Raw genomic sequence first — 19,854 nt, 5'->3', positions numbered from 1 at the left:
CCCTACTTTCTAATTATTTTGTTTCACGATGTAGTGTATGTTGATTACAATATTTACAAAACTTTTTTATCTCTAAACGTTCAGTGCGGTTGCCTTCATTTACTTTTTTGGCATAATTTCTTGATCCACAAACTGAACATGCTAATGCTGTTTTTTTGCTACTCATCTTTTCACCGTACTTTCTTTTGTGCAGACGACTCTTATCTTATTTAATTTACCATCACTTAGTTGTGCTGTCAAATTCTATTTTTTTGCATTAAAGTCAAATTTCAAACATAACAAACTGTTATTGTTATTTTAAAATACTAAGCTAATGGCTAACAAAATAACCGAAGCCCCATTAATTAATACTAAATTCTTAATAGATAAGACAAATGTTTCTGATTTGACTTGTTTTTGATTAAACGTTGCTAAATTTTTCCGAACTGGAATTACTGTTAATAACGTAAGTAACATAATCGGGTGATAAATTCTTAACACAACTGCCAAAATAATAGCAAAATAGGATGCATAAATTAATGTATTAAATAAAAGAACGCCCATCTTACGTCCAATATAAAAGACTAACGTATAGCGATGGTTGACAATGTCTTCATCTAAATCGCATAAATTATTGGCTAGCATTATATTCGCAATAGTAAATATCGCTGGAATGGATACTAGTAAAATAATCAATAAATCTAAATAATTACCTACTAAAGCAAACTGATATCCATGTTGTGCAAAGGTTAAATTCATTAATGTGCCTGACATTACATTTACATAAATCGCTATGAAGAAAATACCAAACCCCATTGTAACTCCTGAAAATAACTCTCCAACTGGCATTCGTGAAATTGGAACTGGACCAAAAGTATAAAAAATTCCAATAAAAAAACAAATCCCTCCAATAAAAAAGAGTAAAATATCTGTTCTATAAACTAATAACAATCCTAATAACGAAGCAACTACTAGCATAAAAATAATTAAGAACGCAACTAGCTTTTCTGGGATTTTTTCTTGTCCAATTACATTCACTTGATCTTTATATCCCTCGTCCTTCGCCTTTTGAAAATCCATAAAATTATTAATTGCTGTTGTAGTCATATCAAAAATTAACATGGCTGCAAAAAACAAAATAGTATTTCCTAAATTAAAGTCTCTAAAATAATAAACAGCAAACAAAGTTCCCATTATGAATATAAGGGAGAGATACAAATGGCCGGAAAGAATATTGTTGTTATCGGTGCAGGTTATGCTGGAGTCGCTGCAACAAAAAAACTAGCTAAAAAGTATAAGAAGAATAAAGATGTAACCATTACTTTAATTGACCGTCATTCATACCACACTATGATGACTGAATTACATGAGATTGCTGGGGCTCGTACTGAACCACAGGCTGTCCAATATGACTTACAACGTCTGTTTTGTCGTTTGAAAAATGTTAACTTAGTAACGGATAACGTAACAAATGTTGACCACGATACAAAAGTTGTCACTACTGAACATGGTAGCTACAGCTACGATTACCTAGTTTTAGGTATGGGTGGCGAACCTAATGATTTTGGTACTCCAGGTGTTAAAGAACATGGTTATACTTTATGGTCATGGGAAGATGCTGTAAAATTACGCGCTCATATTGAAGAAACTGTTGCAAAAGCTGCTAAAGTTCGTGATGAAGCAAAACGTAAAGCAATGTTAACCTTCACTGTTTGTGGTTCTGGTTTTACTGGGATTGAAATGGTTGGGGAGTTATTAGAATGGAAAGCTCGTTTAGCAAAAGATAATAAAATCTCAGTTGATGAAATTACATTATACGTAATCGAAGCTGCTCCAACAATCTTAAATATGTTAGATCGTAATGATGCTGGTAAAGCAGAACGTTACATGACGAAAAAAGGAATCAAAATTTTAACTGAAGCTCCTATCGTTGAAGTTAAAGAAGATCATATTATCTTAAAATCCGGCGAAACTATTCCAACACATACGTTAATTTGGACTGCTGGTGTTAAAGCAAACTCTGATACTGCTGAATTCGGTATGGAAGCTGCTCGAGCTGGACGTCTAGTTGCAAATGAATACATGGAAGCAAAAGATTTAAAAGATGTTTATGTTATTGGAGATTTAGTTTATTTTGAAGAATTTGAAAATACACCAACTCCACAAATCGTTCAGGCTGCTGAAGGTACTGCTCACACTGCTGCTGCAAATATCATCGCTGAGATTGACGGTTCTGAAAAACATGCTTATAAAGGAAACTATCAAGGCTTTATGGTTTCAATTGGTGGACGTTACGGCGTTGCTTGTTTATTCAATAAAATTCACTTAAGTGGTTTCTTAGCTATTTTAATGAAACACATGGTGAACTTGAAATATTTCTTAGATATTCGTTCTGGATACTATGCTTTCCAATATATTATGCACGAGTTCTTCCATATTAAAGATGAACGTAATATTTTCCGTGGTCACCTTGCTCGTTATGGTAATGTATTATGGAGTGTTCCGCTTCGCGTATTCTATGGTAGTATGTGGCTTCTAGAAGCTGGTAAGAAAACGTTTGGCTGGTTTGGCGGCGAATCATGGTTTGGTGATTCAGTTAAACTTCCATTTGAATGGTTGCAAAATACTGATACAACATCTGGCGCTTCTCAAGCAGCTACTGAAGTTGTTGAAGAAGTTGCAAAACCAATCTTCGGTTTCAGCTATGCTTATGGTGAAGATCCAATGATGGTTTTCGATCACGCTCCTAAATGGTTTGAAGCAATCATGAAAGTAATGATTCCAAATGCTGAAGTTGCTCTTGCCTTCCAAAAAATCATGACAATTCTTGAATTGTTGATTGCTTTGGCAATTATTGCTGGTTTATTTACATGGTTAGCAAATGCTGCAACAATCGCATTAGTAGCTAGCTTCGCCTTGTCAGGTATGTTCTATTGGGTAAACATTTGGTTTATCTTTGCTGCATTAGCATTAATGAATGGTTCTGGACGTGCCTTTGGTTTAGATTATTATGTTATTCCATGGGTTCAAAAAGTTGCAGGCAAATGGTGGTACGGTACACCTCGCTCATTATACGGCGATAAATAAGTCATTAATCAATGGTTTAAGGCAGTTTTTTGACTGCCTTAAACCTTTTTTTATCGAATGAATTTGATCCTACTTTGACTGAGATAACAATCAAAAGATTTATTTCTTAATTTCAACTTAAATCTATTGCTAAATAGCATTATCTTTTTTATACTTAGGCTTATTGAGACTAAAAATAACAGGAGAGAGAATGCATGAAAAAGTATTTTAATATGATTCGCCCTTGGGATATTTTAATTATCACAATACTTACCATTGGTTCTTTTTTACCTCTTGGTATCTTTTATCTAAATCAAGAAAAAACTGAAGTAGCACCAAATCAAGCTGCTCCACAATTGATTGCTTATATTTCTGTAGATGGAAAACCAATAAAGCAAATCACTCTTACTGGGCATAAAGGAACAGATACCTATCGTTATGAAGACAAGGATGGCGACTATAACTTACTTGAAATCGAAGATGAACATATTCAAATGATTGATGCTAATTGTGGTGATCTAGTCTGTGTACGAAGCTTTGGTCCAATTTCAAAATCTGGTGAAACTATTCTGTGCTTGCCACATAAATTAATCGTTGAAGTTCGTTCAACTGATGGAAAAACTGATGGTGGCATGGTCACTTTGGGTGAATCTACTCAGCTTCTGGCACGTAACTAACGAGAAAAATGAGTTATCTATTTTCTTAGTTCATTTAATTCACTATACTATTTCTTAAAACCTTCAAGAATCACCAATACCAATGACAGAGGATGAAATAACTTTATGACCAAAAATCAAAAATTAGTTTATATTGCTTTACTTGCAGCTCAAGGAGTTGTAATTGGTTTAATTGAACGTGGCATTCCTTTTCCATTTGCATTTGCTCCTGGGGCTAAACTCGGACTAGCAAATCTAATTACTATTTTAGCTATTTTTACTCTGCCAGTTAAGGATAGTTTTTCAGTTGTTTGGATGCGTTTATTATTAACGACCTTACTTGGTGGAACTCTATCAACCTTTTTATATAGCTGTGCTGGCGCACTTCTTAGTTATATAGGGATGCTAATAGTTAAACAATTGGGACCTAAACGCGTAAGCATTATCGGAATTAGTGCAACTGGTGGGATTTTGCATAATATCGGTCAGCTTGCGGTTGCCAGCTGGATTGCCCAGACTTGGACCGTCATGCTCTATCTACCGGTGCTTTCCTTTATGGGAATTTTATCTGGAATTGCCATTGGAATTGCTGCTAATTATTTATTAGAGCATGTCCAAACTTTGAAAAATTTCCGAGCTCTTTATGATCGTCCAACTAAACAAATGAAAGGAGTTTCCAAATGAAGGTTCATCCAATGTGGCAAGAATATCCTGAATTACAAGTTGAGTTAGAAAAAACCCTTGCTTTAATTAAAAAAAATATCAACGTTCGGAATAAAGATATTGAAGCAACCATTATTGAATTAATTAATTCTGGTGGAAAACTACTACGTCCAGCTTATTCCTTATTATTTTCAAAGTTTGGAACCGAACAAAATCCTGAAAAAGCTCGTGCGATTGCTGCTGCTTTAGAAATTTTGCATATGGCCACCTTGATTCATGATGATATTGTTGACGATTCCCCTACACGCCGTGGAACTCAAACCATTCAGGCAAAATATAGTAAAGATGTTGCCGTTTATGCGGGAGATTATTTGTTCACAGTCTGCTTTAAATTATTAGCTCGTTATTCTAGCTCATTAGAAAGTATTGAAATCGATACTCGTGGTATGGAACGAATTTTGATGGGTGAATTAGATCAGATGCATTTAAGATATAATCAAAAAATTACTGTTCGCCAATATTTAACTCAGATTTCTGGTAAAACGGCTCAATTATTTGCTCTTAGTTGCTATTCTGGTGCTTTGGAAAGTGGAACATCTAAAAAGTTTTCTCGAAATTGTTATTATATTGGAAATCATATTGGGATGGCCTTCCAAATTATGGATGATATTCTAGATTATTCTCAAGACGATGTTAGCTTTGGAAAACCCGTTCTTGAAGATGTTCGACAAGGTGTTTATAGTATTCCATTAATTTTTGCACTTCGTAAACAACCAAAAAGCTTCGCTCCTTATCTAGACAAAAAGGACAAGATGACGGAAGAAGATATTCAAGCCGTTCACCAATTAGTTATTGAACTTGGTGGCTTAGCTGAGGCTCAGGATTTGGCTACAAAATACACAGCTAAAGCTTTAAAAGATATTAAAAAATTACCTAATATTCCTGAAAAAGAGATTATTATGGAATTAACAACGACTATGTTAGAACGCACATTTTAAACTAAAGGTTCATCTACTTTAATTAGAGTAGATGAACCTCTTTTTTTAATTAAATTTTGTCCGACAACGGCTTAACGCGTTTTTGACTGATTCCATACTTTTTCCATAGAGCTTAGCGATATCTATAATCTCATCCCCTTTTGTATAGGCCCAAAGCACTTGTTTTTCATATCTACTAAGTAATTTATAATAATTAGACATATCTTCTTGAACCAAAACTATGTCTTCTGGTGTGACTTCTTTTTGCGGGCTATAGCGATAATCCTCGTCAGAACTATTCTCTTGCACCTCATCTAAGGAATCACAATATTTTGCTCCTTGTCGTTTAGCTGCATTTTGTCTTCTAATTAAATTATAAAAAAAGTGGTTTAGCTTTAACTTATAAAAGTTACCAAAGCTCATACCTCGTTCTGATTTATATTCATGAATTCCTTGAAAAAATAAAATACGCGCTTCTTGCAAAAGATCATCTACATCATAGTCAATTACAACATAACTGCGTGTAACTTTAAGTGCTAAAAATTGATACCGCTTAAACAATTCTTCAAATTTTTCTGTATCACCTGACTTAATTCCCTCAATTAAGTCTAAATCCGTAGGCCGATCTTTTTCCATCTCACTCATTAAATGCCCCCTAATAATTAAATTTCAAAAGTTATTTATTTTATTAACTTTATTTTCTACTTTTTTCGTATGCTAAGTACTGTTTACTTATACAAAAAAGTAGTAACCGAGCCCTATAATACAAGTATACAATACGCCAAAATAGTTCATTAACTTTCCCTAGCTAGCTGTAAATAAATATCCCTATTGCTAGATCTATACACTATCCTGATCTCATTAGACCAAAAATACGTAAATTTTAACCAGAAAATTAGTAAAAGTAAACTCGCCTTTTTTGAATACACTACTCATAAAAGTCAGAATTTTCAATCAATTCACTATATGCTACAGCAAGTTAATAAATTCAACTTGCTTTTAGTTTTTGCTATAACTGACTAAGACTTCTTCTTCTTAGAAAGATCATGTAACAATACTTCTAAATCAACTAATTGCTCCATATCCCAAGGCGAATTTCGTCTTAAACGTTGTGAATGAAATTTTTCCGTTTCAAGTGTTAGGTTCTTTTTTGATTGATTCAAATCTTTAAACAACTCATTTGCAGATTTCCGTAATGCACCCTTTGAAAAGACCACCCACTGCTCTGCTAAGTCGCTAGTTGCAACCGTTACTTGTGTCAAACGATTATTCTTTTCTGAAACAATCCCTTCAATATAACTGTCTGCCGTTTCACCTTCTTTGGTAAAAATCACTGTTACACTGTGACGCGTATAGGATTTTTGAATTCCTGGAACGAACTGTGCATCAAATACTACCCAAATCTCGATGCCTTCATAACGTTGATAGTTAGATAATTGATGCAAAAGTAAATCTCTGGCATCTTCCATGCGATCTTGATTTTTAAGCTTTACTAAATCCGGCCAAGCGCCAATCATATTATAACCATCAATAATTAATAAATCTTTTTTCATAGTAGTTGATCCACCTCCGTTCTAGTCCTTCTATCTAATCATAGTTTACTGCTTAAACCTGATTACGTCCACGATAAACCTCGTACATTAGTAAACTAGCAGCAACACTAGCATTTAAACTTTGCACATGTCCAACCATTGGAATTGTCAGCATACCATCCATCTGTTCTTTCACCAAACGAGAAATTCCTTTACCTTCATTCCCCATTACAACAGCGATTGGCAATTTAGCATCCCATTTACGGTAATCTTGCCCTTTCATATCTGTTCCATATAACCAGACACCGCGCTCTTTTAGCTCATTAATTGTTTGCACTAAGTTAGTTACCCGCACCACCGGAACATGTTCAATCGCTCCTGTTGAAGCTTTAGCAACTGTCGCTGTTAGACCAACTGCACGACGTTTCGGAATAATAATTCCATGAGCTCCACTTGCATCTGCTGTTCGCATAATTGATCCAAGATTATGAGGATCTTCTAAACCATCCAAAATAATAAAAAATGGATCTTCTTCTTTTAAAGCCGCTGCTGCAAATAAATCATCTAGTTCTGCATACTGAAAAGCTGCCGCAGCAACAACAACACCTTGATGATTCATGCCGTCAACTAAATTATCTAACTTAGACTTTGGTACCATCTGAACTTGTGCTGAACGTTTTTTAGCTAATGATAAAATCTCATTAATCTTTGAACCTGTTAATCCTTCTTGTAAGAAGATTTTATTAATATCACGTTCTGATTTCAAGACTTCAATGGCTGGTAAGCGTCCTGCAACTAAATCACGATCCTCTTCGATTTCAGAATGCTCTTCACTTTGTTCATGATTTTGACGACCTCGATCATGTTCACGTTTTGGTTTTGTTGTTTTATTTTGGTTCGGTCTGCGATTTTGCTGTGTGACCTTTTTGCCAAAATTATTTTTTTGATGAGCCATTTTGAACCTCCTCTATTTGTTGAATACACCAGTTAATTAATTCTTCCATACGCTCTATTTGTTTCGTCAAATGTAAATAACCCATTAATGACTCAAAGCCAGTTGCCACACGATACGTAGTGATATCAGCATTTTTTGCTGACGTATGACTTTTAGAATTACGTCCGCGTTTATACATCGTCACTTCCATCTCTGTTAGCAATCCATCTTCCTCTAACATTTTATGCATTAGAAAACTTTGTGCTTTTGCAGAAACATAATTTGTTGCTGATTTATGCAATTGATTTGGGCGTGTTTTTCCTGTTTGAAGTAGATAATCACGAATATAAACTTCATAAATCGCATCTCCAATATAAGCCAACGCTAACCCATTTAATAATGACCAATCTTTTTCTACCATATTATCCTCTTCTCCATCTTGTTCCTTGAGGGGTATCATCAATGATAATGCCCTCAGATTTTAGTAAATCACGAATTTCATCGCTGCGCGCAAAGTCTTTAGCTGCTCTAGCTGCAACTCGTTCTTCTAACAATGCTTCGACATTTTCATCTAGCAATTCTTTTTCCGCTGATAATTCAACACCAAAAACGGACAATAGGTCTTTTAATGTTCCTAGCATCGCTTCCACTACAGCTTTAGACACTGTTGTTTGCTCGCTATAAATGTTCATTGCTTTGGCTAACTCATAGACAACCGTAATCCCCTTAGCCGAGTTGAAATCATCATCCATTCCAGTAATAAAGGCTTCTTTAAAAGCTTCTAATTGTTGGAAATAGTCATTGTCATCAGCTAATTTCACTTCCGCATCACTTAGTCGGTAATGTAAGTTATCTGCAGCTGTTTTTAACTTAGTTAAGTTATTTTTCGCTTCATTAATCGTTTCTTCGTTGTAACTAATTGGTCGACGATAGTGAGTTGTCGCCATAAAGAAACGTAAAATTTGTGGATCAACTTGCTTAATTAAGTCATGGACTAAAACAAAATTCCCTAGCGATTTGCTCATTTTTTCCTCATCCATTGTCACAAAACCATTATGCATCCAATAGTTAGCAAATGTATGTCCCGTCTTCGCTTCACTTTGAGCAATTTCATTTTCATGATGAGGGAAGGCTAGATCTTGTCCACCACCATGAATGTCAATTGTATCACCCAAGTATTTAGTTGCCATCACTGAGCATTCAATATGCCAGCCTGGACGACCTTTGCCCCAAGGAGTATCCCAACTAATCTCATCTGATTTCGCTGATTTCCATAGAGCAAAATCTACTGGATCTTCTTTGCGTAAATTTTCTTTAACTTCTAAACGATTGCTCGCACCAATCTCTAATTCATCAATAGACTGGTCACTTAATTTGCCATAATCTTTGAATTTGCGGGTGCGGTAATAGACATCTCCCTCTGATTCATACGCATACCCTTTATCTAACAAGGCTTGAATAAACTCGATAATATCATCCATATTCTCCATAACACGAGGATTCGCAGTTGCTTTTCCAACATTCAAAGCTTCTGTATCAGCATAAAAAGCTTCAATAAAACGCTCAGCTACTTCTGGTGCCGTAATACCTAAATCATTCGCTGCTTGAATAATTTTATCATCTACATCGGTAAAATTGGAAACGTATTGAACTTTGTAGTCACGGTATTCAAAATAACGACGAACCGTATCAAATGCTACAGTACTACGAGCATTTCCAATATGAATATAATTATAAACCGTCGGACCACAAACATACATCTTAACCTGTCCAGCTTCTAATGGAACAAATTCTTCTTTTTCCCGCGTAAGAGTATTGTAAATCTTTAACATAAGATCATCTCCTTTATTTCCTTTTAATTTCACTAACCTTAGTTTAGAAAATTGTGTACTTAAAGTCAAAATATCTATTTTAACAAATTTACTAGTTAAACATCATTTTTATTCAGATAGATGCTTTTTTACAATTTTAGCTGGAATTCCAACTGCAGTTACATTTGCTGGAATTGATTTTAAAACGACTGCTGAAGCTCCAATTTTAGCATTATCTCCAATAGTAATAGGACCCAACACTTGAACATGCGCTGATAGTAAAACACGATTGCCAATTGTTGGGTGACGTTTACCAGTATCTTTACCTGTCCCACCTAACGTAACTCCATGGAAAATAATAACATCATCTCCAACAATAGCGGTTTCGCCAATTACAACGCCCATTCCATGATCAATAAACAACCGTTTGCCAATTGTCGCGCCTGGATGAATCTCAATCCCAGTAAAAAAACGGGAAACTGTAGCGAGCAACTTAGCGACTAAATACCATTTATGGCGATAGAGAAAATGAGCCATTCGATGAGCTATAATTGCATGGAAGCCAGGATAAGTTAAAAGAATTTCCATCGTACTTTTAACAGATGGATCATTTTCCCTAACAACAGCTATATTTTCACGAATAGACATTTTCTAGATCCCCTTTCCTATTTTAACGATTTACCTAGTTTATTTAATAAAAATGAATTTAAACAAATTTTTTAGCATTATAGCTTGTAATTTTCTCTTATCTCTTACAAAAAAAATAAAAAAGCGCCTTATATATACGTTTGTATATAAAAGACGCTCTAAAATGCGTGGTTCCACTTTTCTTCATAGCTTAGTCAATGTTAACCATATCATTACTAATCCTATCTTGTACATGGTAACGGATGTGAACCGTTCCTAACTACTACTAACTTCATTAGGACAACTCCGAGAGGCACTTCATTAAATTATTGGCATCTGCTTTCACCGTGACAGACTCTCTATAGGCCATTCATTTAACTACTTTTCTCATCACTGCTTTAGTTTATTCATTGAATTAATCCTTATCGTACTACGTTTAGCTTAAATTTGCAATAGCTGCTTCTAAATGGGACTTCGCTTTATCGCGACCAAGTAGTTCAATTGTTTCACCTAGTTCAGGACCATGAGACTGTCCTGTAACAGCTACACGAATTGGCATAAATAAGTTTTTCCCTTTAACACCAGTTTCTTTTTGAACTGTTTTGATTCCTGCTTTAATACTAGCTACATCAAAAGTTTCAATCTCACCTAAAACTTTATGGAATGCTTCTAGAACAACAGGAACTGTTTCCCCTGCTAAAACTTCTTTAGCAACTTCGTCTAAGTTTGGTTTATCTGAGAAGAATAATTCAGATAATTCAACAATCTCAGCACCATAGCTCATTTGTTCATGGTACAAGCTTACTAGTTGACGAACCCACTCAATTTTTTCAGGAGTTGGATTTGCTTCAACTAAATCTGCTTTAATTAAATGAACTAAACAAGCATCTGTTAATGTATCTAAGTCCATTGCTTTTACATATTGGTTGTTAATCCATTCTAGTTTTTTCGAGTCAAATGCAGCAGGAGATTTACTTAAACGCTCTGGATCGAACATTTTAATAAATTCTTCTTGATTAAAGATTTCATCTTCTCCAACTGGTGACCAGCCAAGTAAACCAATAAAGTTAAACATCGCTTCTGGAATATAGCCTAAATCACGATATTGTTCAATAAATTGCAGAATACTTTCATCACGTTTGCTTAACTTTTTACCTGTTTCGCTGTTAATAATCAATGTCATATGACCAAATGTTGGAGGAGCCCAACCAAATGCTTCATAAATCATTAATTGTTTTGGAGTATTAGCAATATGGTCATCCCCACGTAAAACATGAGTAATATCCATATAGTGATCATCTACTGCTACAGCAAAGTTATAGGTTGGAACACCATCACGTTTTGCAATAACAAAATCGCCACCAACGCTACTTGATTCAAAACTAATAGGACCTTTAACTAAATCGTCAAAACTATACGTTGTGTCACGAGGAACACGGAAACGCACAACTGGAACCATTCCAGCAGCTTCTTTTTCAGCTTGCTCAGCTGGAGTTAAATCAGCACATTTCCCACTATAATGAGGCATTTCACTGCGAGCGCGTTGTGCATCACGTTCTGCTTCTAATTCATCTTCCGTACAATAGCATTTATAGGCACGATTGCTTAATAAAAGTTGTTCAATAAGAGGATTGTATGTGTCGCCACGTTCTGATTGACGATATGGTCCATATTCACCTGGTTTGTCTGGACCTTCATCCCAATCCATACCTAACCATTTTAAATTTTCTAACTGACTAGATTCTCCATCTGCAATATTTCTTTTTGCGTCAGTATCCTCGATTCTTAAAATAAAATCGCCACCATTATGACGGGCAAATAAGTAGTTAAATAGAGCCGTACGAGCATTCCCAATATGCAGATGTCCTGTTGGACTTGGAGCGTAGCGTACACGAACTTTTTTAGCCATAGTAAATTCCTCTTTTCTAGTTTTAATATCATTCTCTCCCTCTTATTCTACCACTTATTTAACCGTGAGAGAAGGCAGAAGATAAGGCTTTTAATTTATTCTAATAATTTCTAGAACCACTTCATGAATTAAGGCTTTTCTAATAGACAAACAGCCATTGCAGCTATCCCTTCTTTACGTCCAATAAATCCCATTTCTTCTGAGGTTGTTGCTTTTAAATTAATCTGATCTATAGTTGCTTCACAATCTTTAGCAATGTTAAGCTTCATTTCCTCCAAATAAGGGTACATTTTAGGAGCTTCAGCCAAAATAGTCGCATCAATATTTCCCAGGAAATATCCTTCATTTTTTAAAATAAACCATACTTTTCTTAACAGCTCTCTTGAATTAGCATCTTTGAATTGAGGATTAGTATCTGGGAAAAAGTGCCCAATATCGCCTTTTCCAGCGGCACCTAATAATGCATCTGTAATCGCATGTAAGAGAACATCCGCATCGGAATGACCAAGCAAACCTTTTTCATAGGGAAGTTTAACACCACCAATAATACATTCTCGATTCAAAACTAATTGATGAACATCATAGCCTTGCCCCACTCGAATCATGATTTCTCCTCCTTGATTGAATCTTGTCTCATACGGGCTTTTAAAATCGCTTCACCAATCACTAAATCAATTGGTGTCGTTAATTTGATATTCTCATAGCTGCCCTCAACAATTGAAACAGGTTGACCATAATGTTCTACCAATGATGCATCATCTGTTCCAAAAAAACCTTCTATTTTAGCATTAGCATGAACTTTTTGAATCAAAGGAATTTTAAAAGCTTGTGGTGTTTGGATTTGCCAAAGCAGTTCTCTTGGGATTGTTTCTATCACTGTGTTTTTATTCACTTTTTTGATTGTGTCTTTGACAGGCATACCTAGAATTGCAGCATCCGTTCTTTCCGCAGTCTGATATAGTTCTTTTAAAAAATTAGGCTCAAGAAAAGGACGGGCACCATCATGAATCATAACGATGCCAGTCTCATTTTTTAATTTTTGTAAACCATTATAAACACTATCTTGTCGCTCTGTCCCACCAACAACGATAGTAATGGGCTTTTGTTTATCAAATTGATTTTGCTGAACAATCGTTTCAATTAGCAATTGCTCATTTTTTTCTACTACTAAAATAATATGTTGACACGCCTTATCTTGAACAAAAGTAGTCAACACATACTCAATTACTGGTTTTCCTAATAATTGAATTAAAACTTTATTCTGGGAAGCTTCCATGCGTCTACCTTGACCAGCCGCTAATAAAACTAGTTCATAGTTCATCACAATCGCTCCTATTCTTTTTCTTTGATTCCTCTTTGAGCATGAACAGGTTTGGCAAAAATCATTCGTCCAGCCGCTGTTTGCAACGCACTTGTGACCACAACTTCAATACTCTTATTCATATAAAATTGACCATCTTCGACAACAATCATTGTTCCATCGTCTAAGTAAGCCACACCTTGATTACGTTCAGTTCCAGCTTTCACTACCATAACTGTCATATTTTCACCTGGGATAACTACTGGTTTCACTGCATTCGCTAATTCATTAATATTTAATACCGGAACATTTTGAAATTCGCTCACTTTATTTAAGTTGTAATCATTGGTTACAACAACACCATCTAATAATTTAGCTAATTTAATTAACTTACTATCTACTTCAGTAATATCTTCAAAATCCCCATCGTACATCTCAACTTGAATGTCATCTTCTTTTTGTAAGGCATTCAAAATATCTAATCCACGACGACCACGAACACGTTTTAAACTATCGGCCGAGTCAGCAATATACTGTAATTCCATTAAAACAAAATTAGGAATCATAAGTGTTCCTTCAATAAAACCAGTCTTAGCAATGTCATAAATTCGACCATCGATAATGACACTCGTATCTAAGATCTTGTATTTACGGAAGTCATCATCATATTTGCGTTCTAGAATTTTGCCATCTTCTTCAGTTTCGTTTAGCTTTTTAGGACGAGGTTGAATTAATTTACGCCACTCTTCACGTCTAGTTGTTCCAATTCGGAAGCCTAAATAAGCAAAAATCATATAGATTAATATTGGCAAAGTCGTACTTAAAACGGGCCATTTTAATCCCATTAAAGGCATTGTTACTAAAAATGCCAGCAATAATCCAATAATTGTTCCCATACTACCAAATAATAAATAAGCAGCACTTTGTTGATTTAGATACGCTTCAGCTTTTTTCACACCACGTTCCACATACTTCACGAGAATTAAAGAAACAAGTAAAAATATAATGGCACCAATCAAGATATTCGTGAATGTATTGTTAAATAGTTTATTTGTAACATTGAACGCTTTCCAGACATCGGGTAATAGACTGACACCTATACTCCCACCAATGACTGCAAAAACTGCGGTAATTATTCTTTTTGTCAAAGAAATTCCTCCTTCTAAATTCTGGTTTTATAGAGAAGTATGACAAGAATCGTTTAATGAGCCAATTCCTCTTAGCAACTATTCAGTGCCAAGATTCAACAGCTTAATTTTGTCATACTCTTTTTATTTTCATTTGTAGATTTCTTACTGGTATTATACATCACCTAAGGCTTTACGTAATGTGTCAGCAATCGTTGAGACACCAATGACCTCAACATTTTTGGGAAACGTCCAGCCACCAATATTATTTTTTGGAATAAACATACGAGTAAAGCCTAATTTTGCAGCTTCTTGAACACGTTGATCAATTCGACTAACACGACGTACTTCTCCTGTTAAACCAATCTCTCCAATAAAACAATCGGTTGCTTTTGTTTCACGTTCGCGATAACTTGAAGCCACACTGACTGCAATCGCTAAATCAATCGCAGGTTCATTTAGTTTCACTCCACCCGCTGCCTTTAAATACGCATCCTGATTTTGTAACATTAGCCCCGCTCGTTTTTCTAAAACCGCCATAATCAAAGACGCTCGATTATGATCCAAACCACTCGCTGTTCGCTTCGCATTTCCAAAAACAGTTGGTGTAATTAATGATTGAATCTCAACTAAGATAGGACGTGTTCCTTCCATTGCTGCAACCACTGCCGAACCTGTAGCTCCTGATAAACGTTCTTCTAAAAATAGCTCAGATGGATTTAATACTTCGATCAGCCCACCTTCACGCATCTCAAAAATCCCAATCTCATTCGTTGAACCAAACCGATTCTTAACTGCTCGTAAAATTCTAAACGTATGATGTCGATCTCCTTCAAAATACAGTACCGTGTCTACCATATGTTCCAACATTCTAGGACCGGCAATTGCACCTTCTTTTGTCACGTGACCTACAATAAAGATCGCAATATTGTTACTTTTAGCAATCTTCATGAGATCCGCGGTACTTTCACGCACTTGCGAAACACTACCTACAACGCCTGAAACATCTGGTTGACTCATTGTTTGAATAGAGTCAATAATCACATACTCTGGTTTTAAATCTTCAATTGTCTGACGAATGGCACCCATATCTGTTTCAGGGTAAATATAAAAATTAGCCCCTTTTACACCAAGACGATCCGCCCGCATTTTAATCTGGCTGGCACTTTCCTCACCAGAAACATATAAAACTTTACCTCCTGCCAAATTTAATTGGGCAGAAACTTGTAATAGTAAGGTTGATTTACCAATTCCTGGATCACCACCAATTAAAACTAAGGATCCCGGAACAACTCCCCCACCTAATACTCGATTAAGTTCATTTATTTGTGTCTTAACTCTAGGTACTTTTGAAACACTAATATCTTGAATCGCCTCAGCCTTAGCAACTTGTCCAGTCATACTCACGCGATTTTGTCGATCATTTTTATCTACTTCTAATTCTTCCATCATTTGGTTCCAGGCGCCACAATTCGGGCAACGCCCCATCCACTTGGGAGATTCATAACCACATGCCTGACAGACAAATTTGGTAGATTTCTTCTTTGCCATTCAACTGTGCCTCCCTTTTATTAAAAAACATATCTATTATATTCTACCATAGTTTCTAAGAATCTTACGTATAATTCCATCGAAATTCCTTAAGAAAATCTTACATTGCATAAAAAAAACTATTTATTTCTTTGAAATGATTCAAATTACACTTTATTGTAATTTAAAGGAATAATTTTTAGTATACGATACAACAAAGCAAGGCAAATTTTATCACAATCAAAATTTGCCTTGCTTGTATAAGTGATTAATTAGAACGTTTTTTAAATAATGAATCTGTATTTGCCCGAATTAAGTTCAATATTTCAGTAAATTCCTCTTGAGATTGAGTGATTTTTTTTGCTAGTTCAGATTCTTCAATTGTTAAACTTGATTCTTTTAGCATTTCCGCAACTTCTTGTAAATAAATCGGTGCTTCAGACGATACTTTTCCCGTCAAAAACAACTCTTGCCAATACTTCACTCGTAGTTCTCTGGAAAATCGAGCTTTGGTATCTTTTTTCAGCTCAAAAAAGTTCAACTCTATCATGGTTTCCTTTAAAGGTTCTTTCGTTTCATTGTCTAAAAAGTTAAAACTATAAATTAAACGATTGTCTTGTTTAAAAAAATTAAAATCTAAAATACTGAGATACGTAATGGATTTAAACTTTTTCTTCATATCTTGGGTTTGATTCTTCCCAGCATAAACAACTTGTTGGTATTTTTCTTGAAATTTTCCAGCAGCTCCATAAATGATTTGTTGAATAAATCGATGCCTTGGAAATTTTTGTAAATCTAGAATTAGCCACCGACCATGATCTACCTCAATGCTTGCTTCAATAATTGGTAACCAGATTCCATCATCTCGTAATTGTTGAAATTGACGTTTAAAGGATTGAAAATTATAAGGATGTTCGGGAATAGCTTTTGTTACTTGAATTCCTAAAATATCATTAATAAAATGCTTTAATAATTCCTCATTCTCTGGCGTTGTAAATAACTTAGTGAAGACTAACTCGTTAGTTAATAAGAAAGAATGCACTTGTGAATCATAGTTGGCTATCATATCGTTTCCTCCTAGCAATAGATAATTGAGTTATATGGATTACTCATTTAAACTATATGCAAAAAGGAGGTGAAAAGTTTTAATTCTTTTAATTTTTTTAAGAAAGCAAAGACAATTTGCCATCACGCATCTCATAAACCTTGTCACAAGACTCAATTAAACGTTGATCATGGGTGACCATAATAGTTGCTTTATTTTTTTCTTTCGTTTCCCTAGCCAGAATATTCACTACTTCAAAAGCTTTTTCGGAATCTAAACTAGCCGTCGGTTCATCAGCTAAAATCACACTTGGTTGATGATATAGCGCCCTAGCAATGGCGGCACGTTGTCGTTCTCCACCAGATAAGTCTTTAGGATAGTTATCTTTTAATTTTAAAATACCTAATTCTTCTAACAATTGATCCACTTTTTTTTGCTCAAACTTCTTTTTCTCCACTTTATTCACTAATCTTAATTGATCATTAACCGTTAAAAAGGGAATCAAGTTTGATGCTTGCAAAATAAAACCAATTTCTTTAAAACGTAGTGCTGAACGTTGTTTTTCATTTGCTCCACTTAATTGTTTAGTATTAATCAAAACTTCGCCTGTTGTGGGTGATTGCAAGCCTCCTGCCAAAGTTAATAGCGTACTTTTCCCCGAACCACTAGGTCCAATAATTGCGACAAATTCACCCGCTTTAATAGAAAAATCAGTTGATTTTAGGGCTAGTATTTCAGTATGACCTTGACCAAATTTTTTCGTAACATTTTTTAATTCTAGTAAGTTCATCTCACTAACCTCCTATCGCTTCTAATGGATCAATTTTAACAATTGTTCTAACTGAGAACAGGGCTCCTAAAATCGCTACACCTACTAAAACGCCAGTAAAACTAGCCAAAAATAAATAGTTTGTCATATATGGAACTGCATTTGGCAAAAGTGCCGCTGTTACTAAGGTTAAAACTAATCCAATGCCCACACCTAAAACAGCTAAAATAAAGGTTTGAGCGACAATTGACTTGGCAATATAACTTGTTGCTATTCCTTGCGCTTTCATTACGCCAAACATACTACTTTTTTGTAGCGTCAATACGTAAATAAAAATACCAATTACAAATGCAGCAATCACAAATAGAAAGCCAATCATAATCCCAAAGGTTAATGTTTGCGCCGTATATCCAGGGATATTGGCAATAAAAGTCTGACTTGTAATTGCGCTTAACTTCTCTTTATCCAACCCTAAGTTATCAAGATTACCGGATTTAATCACAACCCCACTAATCTTTCCCTGATCAGAGTTATCTGCTTGCCCAAATTTAGCCACTTGCCATTGCTCTAAACTCATATAAATAATCGGAGCTGTATTGAATTTACTATTCGTTGTAAAACCAACTACTTTCAGTATATCACCCGTTGTTGAGAGTTTAATCTCATCATTTAGTTGAATGTCTTTTTCCTTTAAACTATCATCTACAACCACTTCATTTTTACTTTTAAAGGTTCGACCTTCTGTGACCGTCGGATTAATAAATTCATCTTGATTGATTCCAAAAACATTGATATTTATTTTATCTGAAGTCCCTTTTTTAGTAATAACCCCTGCCAATTGGCCTAGTTTTGCATTATTCTCAGGCTTTCCCTTGATTTTTGAAACATCCCCTAGAAGAATCGTTGACGCCGACAAATTGTCATTGGCCTCACTATTTAAAACAATCCCCGCTGCATCCCACTTATCTACCACCAAACGATTATCTTGTGCCAAACCATAGGCCAGTCCCGTTAGAAAAAAAACTAAATAAGACACTAAAAACATCACACCTACAATCAATATAAATCTTGTTTTAGAAAATTTAATTTCATTCCATGCTAAGAACATTTTATTCATCTCCACTCATTTATCATTCGATAGGTAATTCTAACATTTATCAATTGATAAATGAAATTAACTGCTCACCAATAAAAAACAACAAAAAATTAGAACCTACGCTCTAGTTTTTTTGCTGCTTTTTTTAACTATCATTACAGTCTACTAACGTCATTTCTAAATCCTTCTCCGTTGCAATCTGTTTCGCCAACCCTTCAAACTCTGAATCAGGTAACTGTTCCCAGTTCAGTCCATAAATCGCTATCAATTTATTATCTTTTAAAATAACAATAAATCGAGTTACATTATCAACTGCTGTGACTAAATAACTACTACCATAACTTGTTTTGGCATACATAATCGTTCCAAGAGAAAAATCAGTCCTACCAATCTCATCATTTAAATGTGATTCTATTCTCTCTTGGAATTCATCTGCACTGTAATTCTCTATAAATTCAAGGCGCGTATCTGAAGAATTCAAAAAATTCGTTATAAAGTACTTAACAGGTAAAAACGGAAATTCTTTGACTACCTTTTGAATTTTCTCCGATTTTGCATACTTTTCAGCTTCAGTTACGTATAATGCCTGATCCACCATTAACTGACCAACCTCTGACCGAATTTCCATTAACTTTTTTTGCTCAATTTTCTCTGCTTTTTCACTTTCCAATTCATAATAATAGCTAGAAAATATAGCAACTATTCCTATCCCAAGTACCACATTTACTTTCCATGAATGTAATCTTTTCATAAGTTCTCCTTTTTAATTGTATCAATCCACTTTTTCTCTAAGTATCTAAGTTATCATTCTTATTATCCACAAAACAAAACTT

At 34.9% G+C, this 19,854-nt stretch carries 21 protein-coding genes and 1 other annotated feature; of the genes, 4 read left to right on the top strand and 17 right to left on the bottom strand.

The annotated features are described in order from the left end of the window. Window positions 1-13 precede the first annotated feature (13 nt). A complete protein-coding gene (gene rpmG / locus BR43_RS19630; RefSeq protein WP_010052011.1) occupies window positions 14-166 on the bottom strand; it encodes a 50S ribosomal protein L33 in 153 nt (50 codons plus the stop codon). A gap of 131 nt (window positions 167-297) precedes the next feature. Continuing rightward, complete coding sequence (menA, locus tag BR43_RS12245; RefSeq protein ID WP_084679928.1) at window positions 298-1,173, bottom strand: 1,4-dihydroxy-2-naphthoate polyprenyltransferase; 876 nt, start codon at window positions 1,171-1,173, stop codon at window positions 298-300. A gap of 24 nt (window positions 1,174-1,197) precedes the next feature. Here menA and BR43_RS12240 point away from each other — a divergent pair, with 24 nt between their 5' ends. The 4 genes from BR43_RS12240 (at window position 1,198) to BR43_RS12225 (ending at window position 5,362) form a co-directional block, all read left to right on the top strand. Beyond that, on the top strand, window positions 1,198-3,066 hold the full coding sequence (locus tag BR43_RS12240) for an NAD(P)/FAD-dependent oxidoreductase (RefSeq protein ID WP_034562353.1): 1,869 nt from the start codon (window positions 1,198-1,200) through the stop codon (window positions 3,064-3,066). Between the two features lie 194 nt (window positions 3,067-3,260). After that, on the top strand, window positions 3,261-3,722 hold the full coding sequence (locus tag BR43_RS12235) for a NusG domain II-containing protein (protein ID WP_034562351.1): 462 nt from the start codon (window positions 3,261-3,263) through the stop codon (window positions 3,720-3,722). 105 nt (window positions 3,723-3,827) lie between these two features. Continuing rightward, complete coding sequence (locus BR43_RS12230; RefSeq protein ID WP_034562349.1) at window positions 3,828-4,385, top strand: Gx transporter family protein; 558 nt, start codon at window positions 3,828-3,830, stop codon at window positions 4,383-4,385. Next, on the top strand, window positions 4,382-5,362 hold the full coding sequence (locus BR43_RS12225) for a polyprenyl synthetase family protein (protein WP_034562347.1): 981 nt from the start codon (window positions 4,382-4,384) through the stop codon (window positions 5,360-5,362). Before BR43_RS12230 ends, BR43_RS12225 begins: the two co-directional genes overlap by 4 nt. Before the next feature lie 45 nt (window positions 5,363-5,407). Here BR43_RS12225 and BR43_RS12220 read toward each other — a convergent pair whose 3' ends face one another. The 15 genes from BR43_RS12220 to BR43_RS12150 form a co-directional block, all read right to left on the bottom strand. Then, complete coding sequence (locus BR43_RS12220) at window positions 5,408-5,986, bottom strand: RNA polymerase sigma factor (RefSeq protein ID WP_034562345.1); 579 nt, start codon at window positions 5,984-5,986, stop codon at window positions 5,408-5,410. Between the two features lie 374 nt (window positions 5,987-6,360). Beyond that, window positions 6,361-6,894: an NYN domain-containing protein gene (locus BR43_RS12215; RefSeq protein ID WP_034562343.1), complete on the bottom strand. Its 534-nt coding sequence runs from the start codon at window positions 6,892-6,894 to the stop codon at window positions 6,361-6,363. 52 nt (window positions 6,895-6,946) lie between these two features. Continuing rightward, on the bottom strand, window positions 6,947-7,828 hold the full coding sequence (gene rlmB / locus BR43_RS12210; protein WP_245617863.1) for a 23S rRNA (guanosine(2251)-2'-O)-methyltransferase RlmB: 882 nt from the start codon (window positions 7,826-7,828) through the stop codon (window positions 6,947-6,949). Then, on the bottom strand, window positions 7,809-8,228 hold the full coding sequence (locus tag BR43_RS12205) for a Mini-ribonuclease 3 (protein WP_034562340.1): 420 nt from the start codon (window positions 8,226-8,228) through the stop codon (window positions 7,809-7,811). The genes rlmB and BR43_RS12205 overlap by 20 nt, the downstream gene beginning before the upstream one ends. 1 nt (window position 8,229) lies before the next feature. After that, the gene (cysS, locus tag BR43_RS12200) at window positions 8,230-9,639 is read right to left on the bottom strand and encodes a cysteine--tRNA ligase (protein ID WP_034562337.1); all 1,410 of its coding nucleotides are present in this window, start codon (window positions 9,637-9,639) and stop codon (window positions 8,230-8,232) included. A gap of 108 nt (window positions 9,640-9,747) precedes the next feature. Next, complete coding sequence (gene epsC / locus BR43_RS12195) at window positions 9,748-10,266, bottom strand: serine O-acetyltransferase EpsC (RefSeq protein ID WP_034562334.1); 519 nt, start codon at window positions 10,264-10,266, stop codon at window positions 9,748-9,750. Between the two features lie 146 nt (window positions 10,267-10,412). Then, window positions 10,413-10,648, bottom strand: a binding site (T-box leader). A 33-nt stretch (window positions 10,649-10,681) separates the two neighbouring features. Beyond that, entirely contained in the window at window positions 10,682-12,154 is a 1,473-nt protein-coding gene (gene gltX, locus BR43_RS12190; protein WP_034562331.1) for a glutamate--tRNA ligase, read from the bottom strand. 128 nt (window positions 12,155-12,282) lie between these two features. Next, window positions 12,283-12,759, bottom strand: a complete 477-nt coding sequence (ispF, locus tag BR43_RS12185; protein WP_034562330.1) for a 2-C-methyl-D-erythritol 2,4-cyclodiphosphate synthase — start codon at window positions 12,757-12,759, stop codon at window positions 12,283-12,285. Beyond that, entirely contained in the window at window positions 12,756-13,475 is a 720-nt protein-coding gene (gene ispD / locus BR43_RS12180; RefSeq protein ID WP_034562329.1) for a 2-C-methyl-D-erythritol 4-phosphate cytidylyltransferase, read from the bottom strand. Before ispD ends, ispF begins: the two co-directional genes overlap by 4 nt. Before the next feature lie 11 nt (window positions 13,476-13,486). Next, on the bottom strand, window positions 13,487-14,602 hold the full coding sequence (locus BR43_RS12175; protein WP_034562327.1) for a PIN/TRAM domain-containing protein: 1,116 nt from the start codon (window positions 14,600-14,602) through the stop codon (window positions 13,487-13,489). Window positions 14,603-14,755: 153 nt separating this feature from the next. Next, window positions 14,756-16,132: a DNA repair protein RadA gene (radA, locus tag BR43_RS12170; RefSeq protein ID WP_034562325.1), complete on the bottom strand. Its 1,377-nt coding sequence runs from the start codon at window positions 16,130-16,132 to the stop codon at window positions 14,756-14,758. 247 nt (window positions 16,133-16,379) lie between these two features. Next, the gene (locus BR43_RS12165) at window positions 16,380-17,177 is read right to left on the bottom strand and encodes a PD-(D/E)XK nuclease family transposase (protein ID WP_034562322.1); all 798 of its coding nucleotides are present in this window, start codon (window positions 17,175-17,177) and stop codon (window positions 16,380-16,382) included. 97 nt (window positions 17,178-17,274) lie between these two features. Further along, window positions 17,275-17,946: an ABC transporter ATP-binding protein gene (locus BR43_RS12160; RefSeq protein ID WP_034562321.1), complete on the bottom strand. Its 672-nt coding sequence runs from the start codon at window positions 17,944-17,946 to the stop codon at window positions 17,275-17,277. 4 nt (window positions 17,947-17,950) lie between these two features. Next, window positions 17,951-19,033 (bottom strand): ABC transporter permease, encoded by a 1,083-nt coding sequence (locus tag BR43_RS12155; RefSeq protein WP_034562319.1) that lies wholly within the window; start codon window positions 19,031-19,033, stop codon window positions 17,951-17,953. 133 nt (window positions 19,034-19,166) lie between these two features. Beyond that, window positions 19,167-19,772 carry a hypothetical protein gene (locus BR43_RS12150; RefSeq protein ID WP_034562316.1) on the bottom strand — a complete coding sequence of 202 codons (606 nt, stop codon included), beginning with the start codon at window positions 19,770-19,772 and terminating at the stop codon, window positions 19,167-19,169. Between the last annotated feature and the right edge of the window lie 82 nt (window positions 19,773-19,854).

Origin of the sequence: Carnobacterium gallinarum DSM 4847 (genome assembly GCF_000744375.1) — a bacterium.
GTDB lineage: Bacteria > Bacillota > Bacilli > Lactobacillales > Carnobacteriaceae > Carnobacterium > Carnobacterium gallinarum.
This window is presented reverse-complemented; position numbering and strand designations above follow the sequence as displayed.

Coding starts and splice junctions, on each gene's coding strand:
- rpmG (WP_010052011.1), bottom strand. CDS start 166: ATGAGTAGCAAAAAAACAGCATTAGCATGTTCAGTTTGTGGATCAAGA.
- menA (WP_084679928.1), bottom strand. CDS start 1,173: ATGGGAACTTTGTTTGCTGTTTATTATTTTAGAGACTTTAATTTAGGA.
- BR43_RS12240 (WP_034562353.1), top strand. CDS start 1,198: ATGGCCGGAAAGAATATTGTTGTTATCGGTGCAGGTTATGCTGGAGTC.
- BR43_RS12235 (WP_034562351.1), top strand. CDS start 3,261: ATGAAAAAGTATTTTAATATGATTCGCCCTTGGGATATTTTAATTATC.
- BR43_RS12230 (WP_034562349.1), top strand. CDS start 3,828: ATGACCAAAAATCAAAAATTAGTTTATATTGCTTTACTTGCAGCTCAA.
- BR43_RS12225 (WP_034562347.1), top strand. CDS start 4,382: ATGAAGGTTCATCCAATGTGGCAAGAATATCCTGAATTACAAGTTGAG.
- BR43_RS12220 (WP_034562345.1), bottom strand. CDS start 5,986: ATGAGTGAGATGGAAAAAGATCGGCCTACGGATTTAGACTTAATTGAG.
- BR43_RS12215 (WP_034562343.1), bottom strand. CDS start 6,894: ATGAAAAAAGATTTATTAATTATTGATGGTTATAATATGATTGGCGCT.
- rlmB (WP_245617863.1), bottom strand. CDS start 7,828: ATGGCTCATCAAAAAAATAATTTTGGCAAAAAGGTCACACAGCAAAAT.
- BR43_RS12205 (WP_034562340.1), bottom strand. CDS start 8,228: ATGGTAGAAAAAGATTGGTCATTATTAAATGGGTTAGCGTTGGCTTAT.
- cysS (WP_034562337.1), bottom strand. CDS start 9,639: ATGTTAAAGATTTACAATACTCTTACGCGGGAAAAAGAAGAATTTGTT.
- epsC (WP_034562334.1), bottom strand. CDS start 10,266: ATGTCTATTCGTGAAAATATAGCTGTTGTTAGGGAAAATGATCCATCT.
- gltX (WP_034562331.1), bottom strand. CDS start 12,154: ATGGCTAAAAAAGTTCGTGTACGCTACGCTCCAAGTCCAACAGGACAT.
- ispF (WP_034562330.1), bottom strand. CDS start 12,759: ATGATTCGAGTGGGGCAAGGCTATGATGTTCATCAATTAGTTTTGAAT.
- ispD (WP_034562329.1), bottom strand. CDS start 13,475: ATGAACTATGAACTAGTTTTATTAGCGGCTGGTCAAGGTAGACGCATG.
- radA (WP_034562325.1), bottom strand. CDS start 16,132: ATGGCAAAGAAGAAATCTACCAAATTTGTCTGTCAGGCATGTGGTTAT.
- BR43_RS12165 (WP_034562322.1), bottom strand. CDS start 17,177: ATGATAGCCAACTATGATTCACAAGTGCATTCTTTCTTATTAACTAAC.
- BR43_RS12160 (WP_034562321.1), bottom strand. CDS start 17,946: ATGAACTTACTAGAATTAAAAAATGTTACGAAAAAATTTGGTCAAGGT.
- BR43_RS12155 (WP_034562319.1), bottom strand. CDS start 19,033: ATGTTCTTAGCATGGAATGAAATTAAATTTTCTAAAACAAGATTTATA.
- BR43_RS12150 (WP_034562316.1), bottom strand. CDS start 19,772: ATGAAAAGATTACATTCATGGAAAGTAAATGTGGTACTTGGGATAGGA.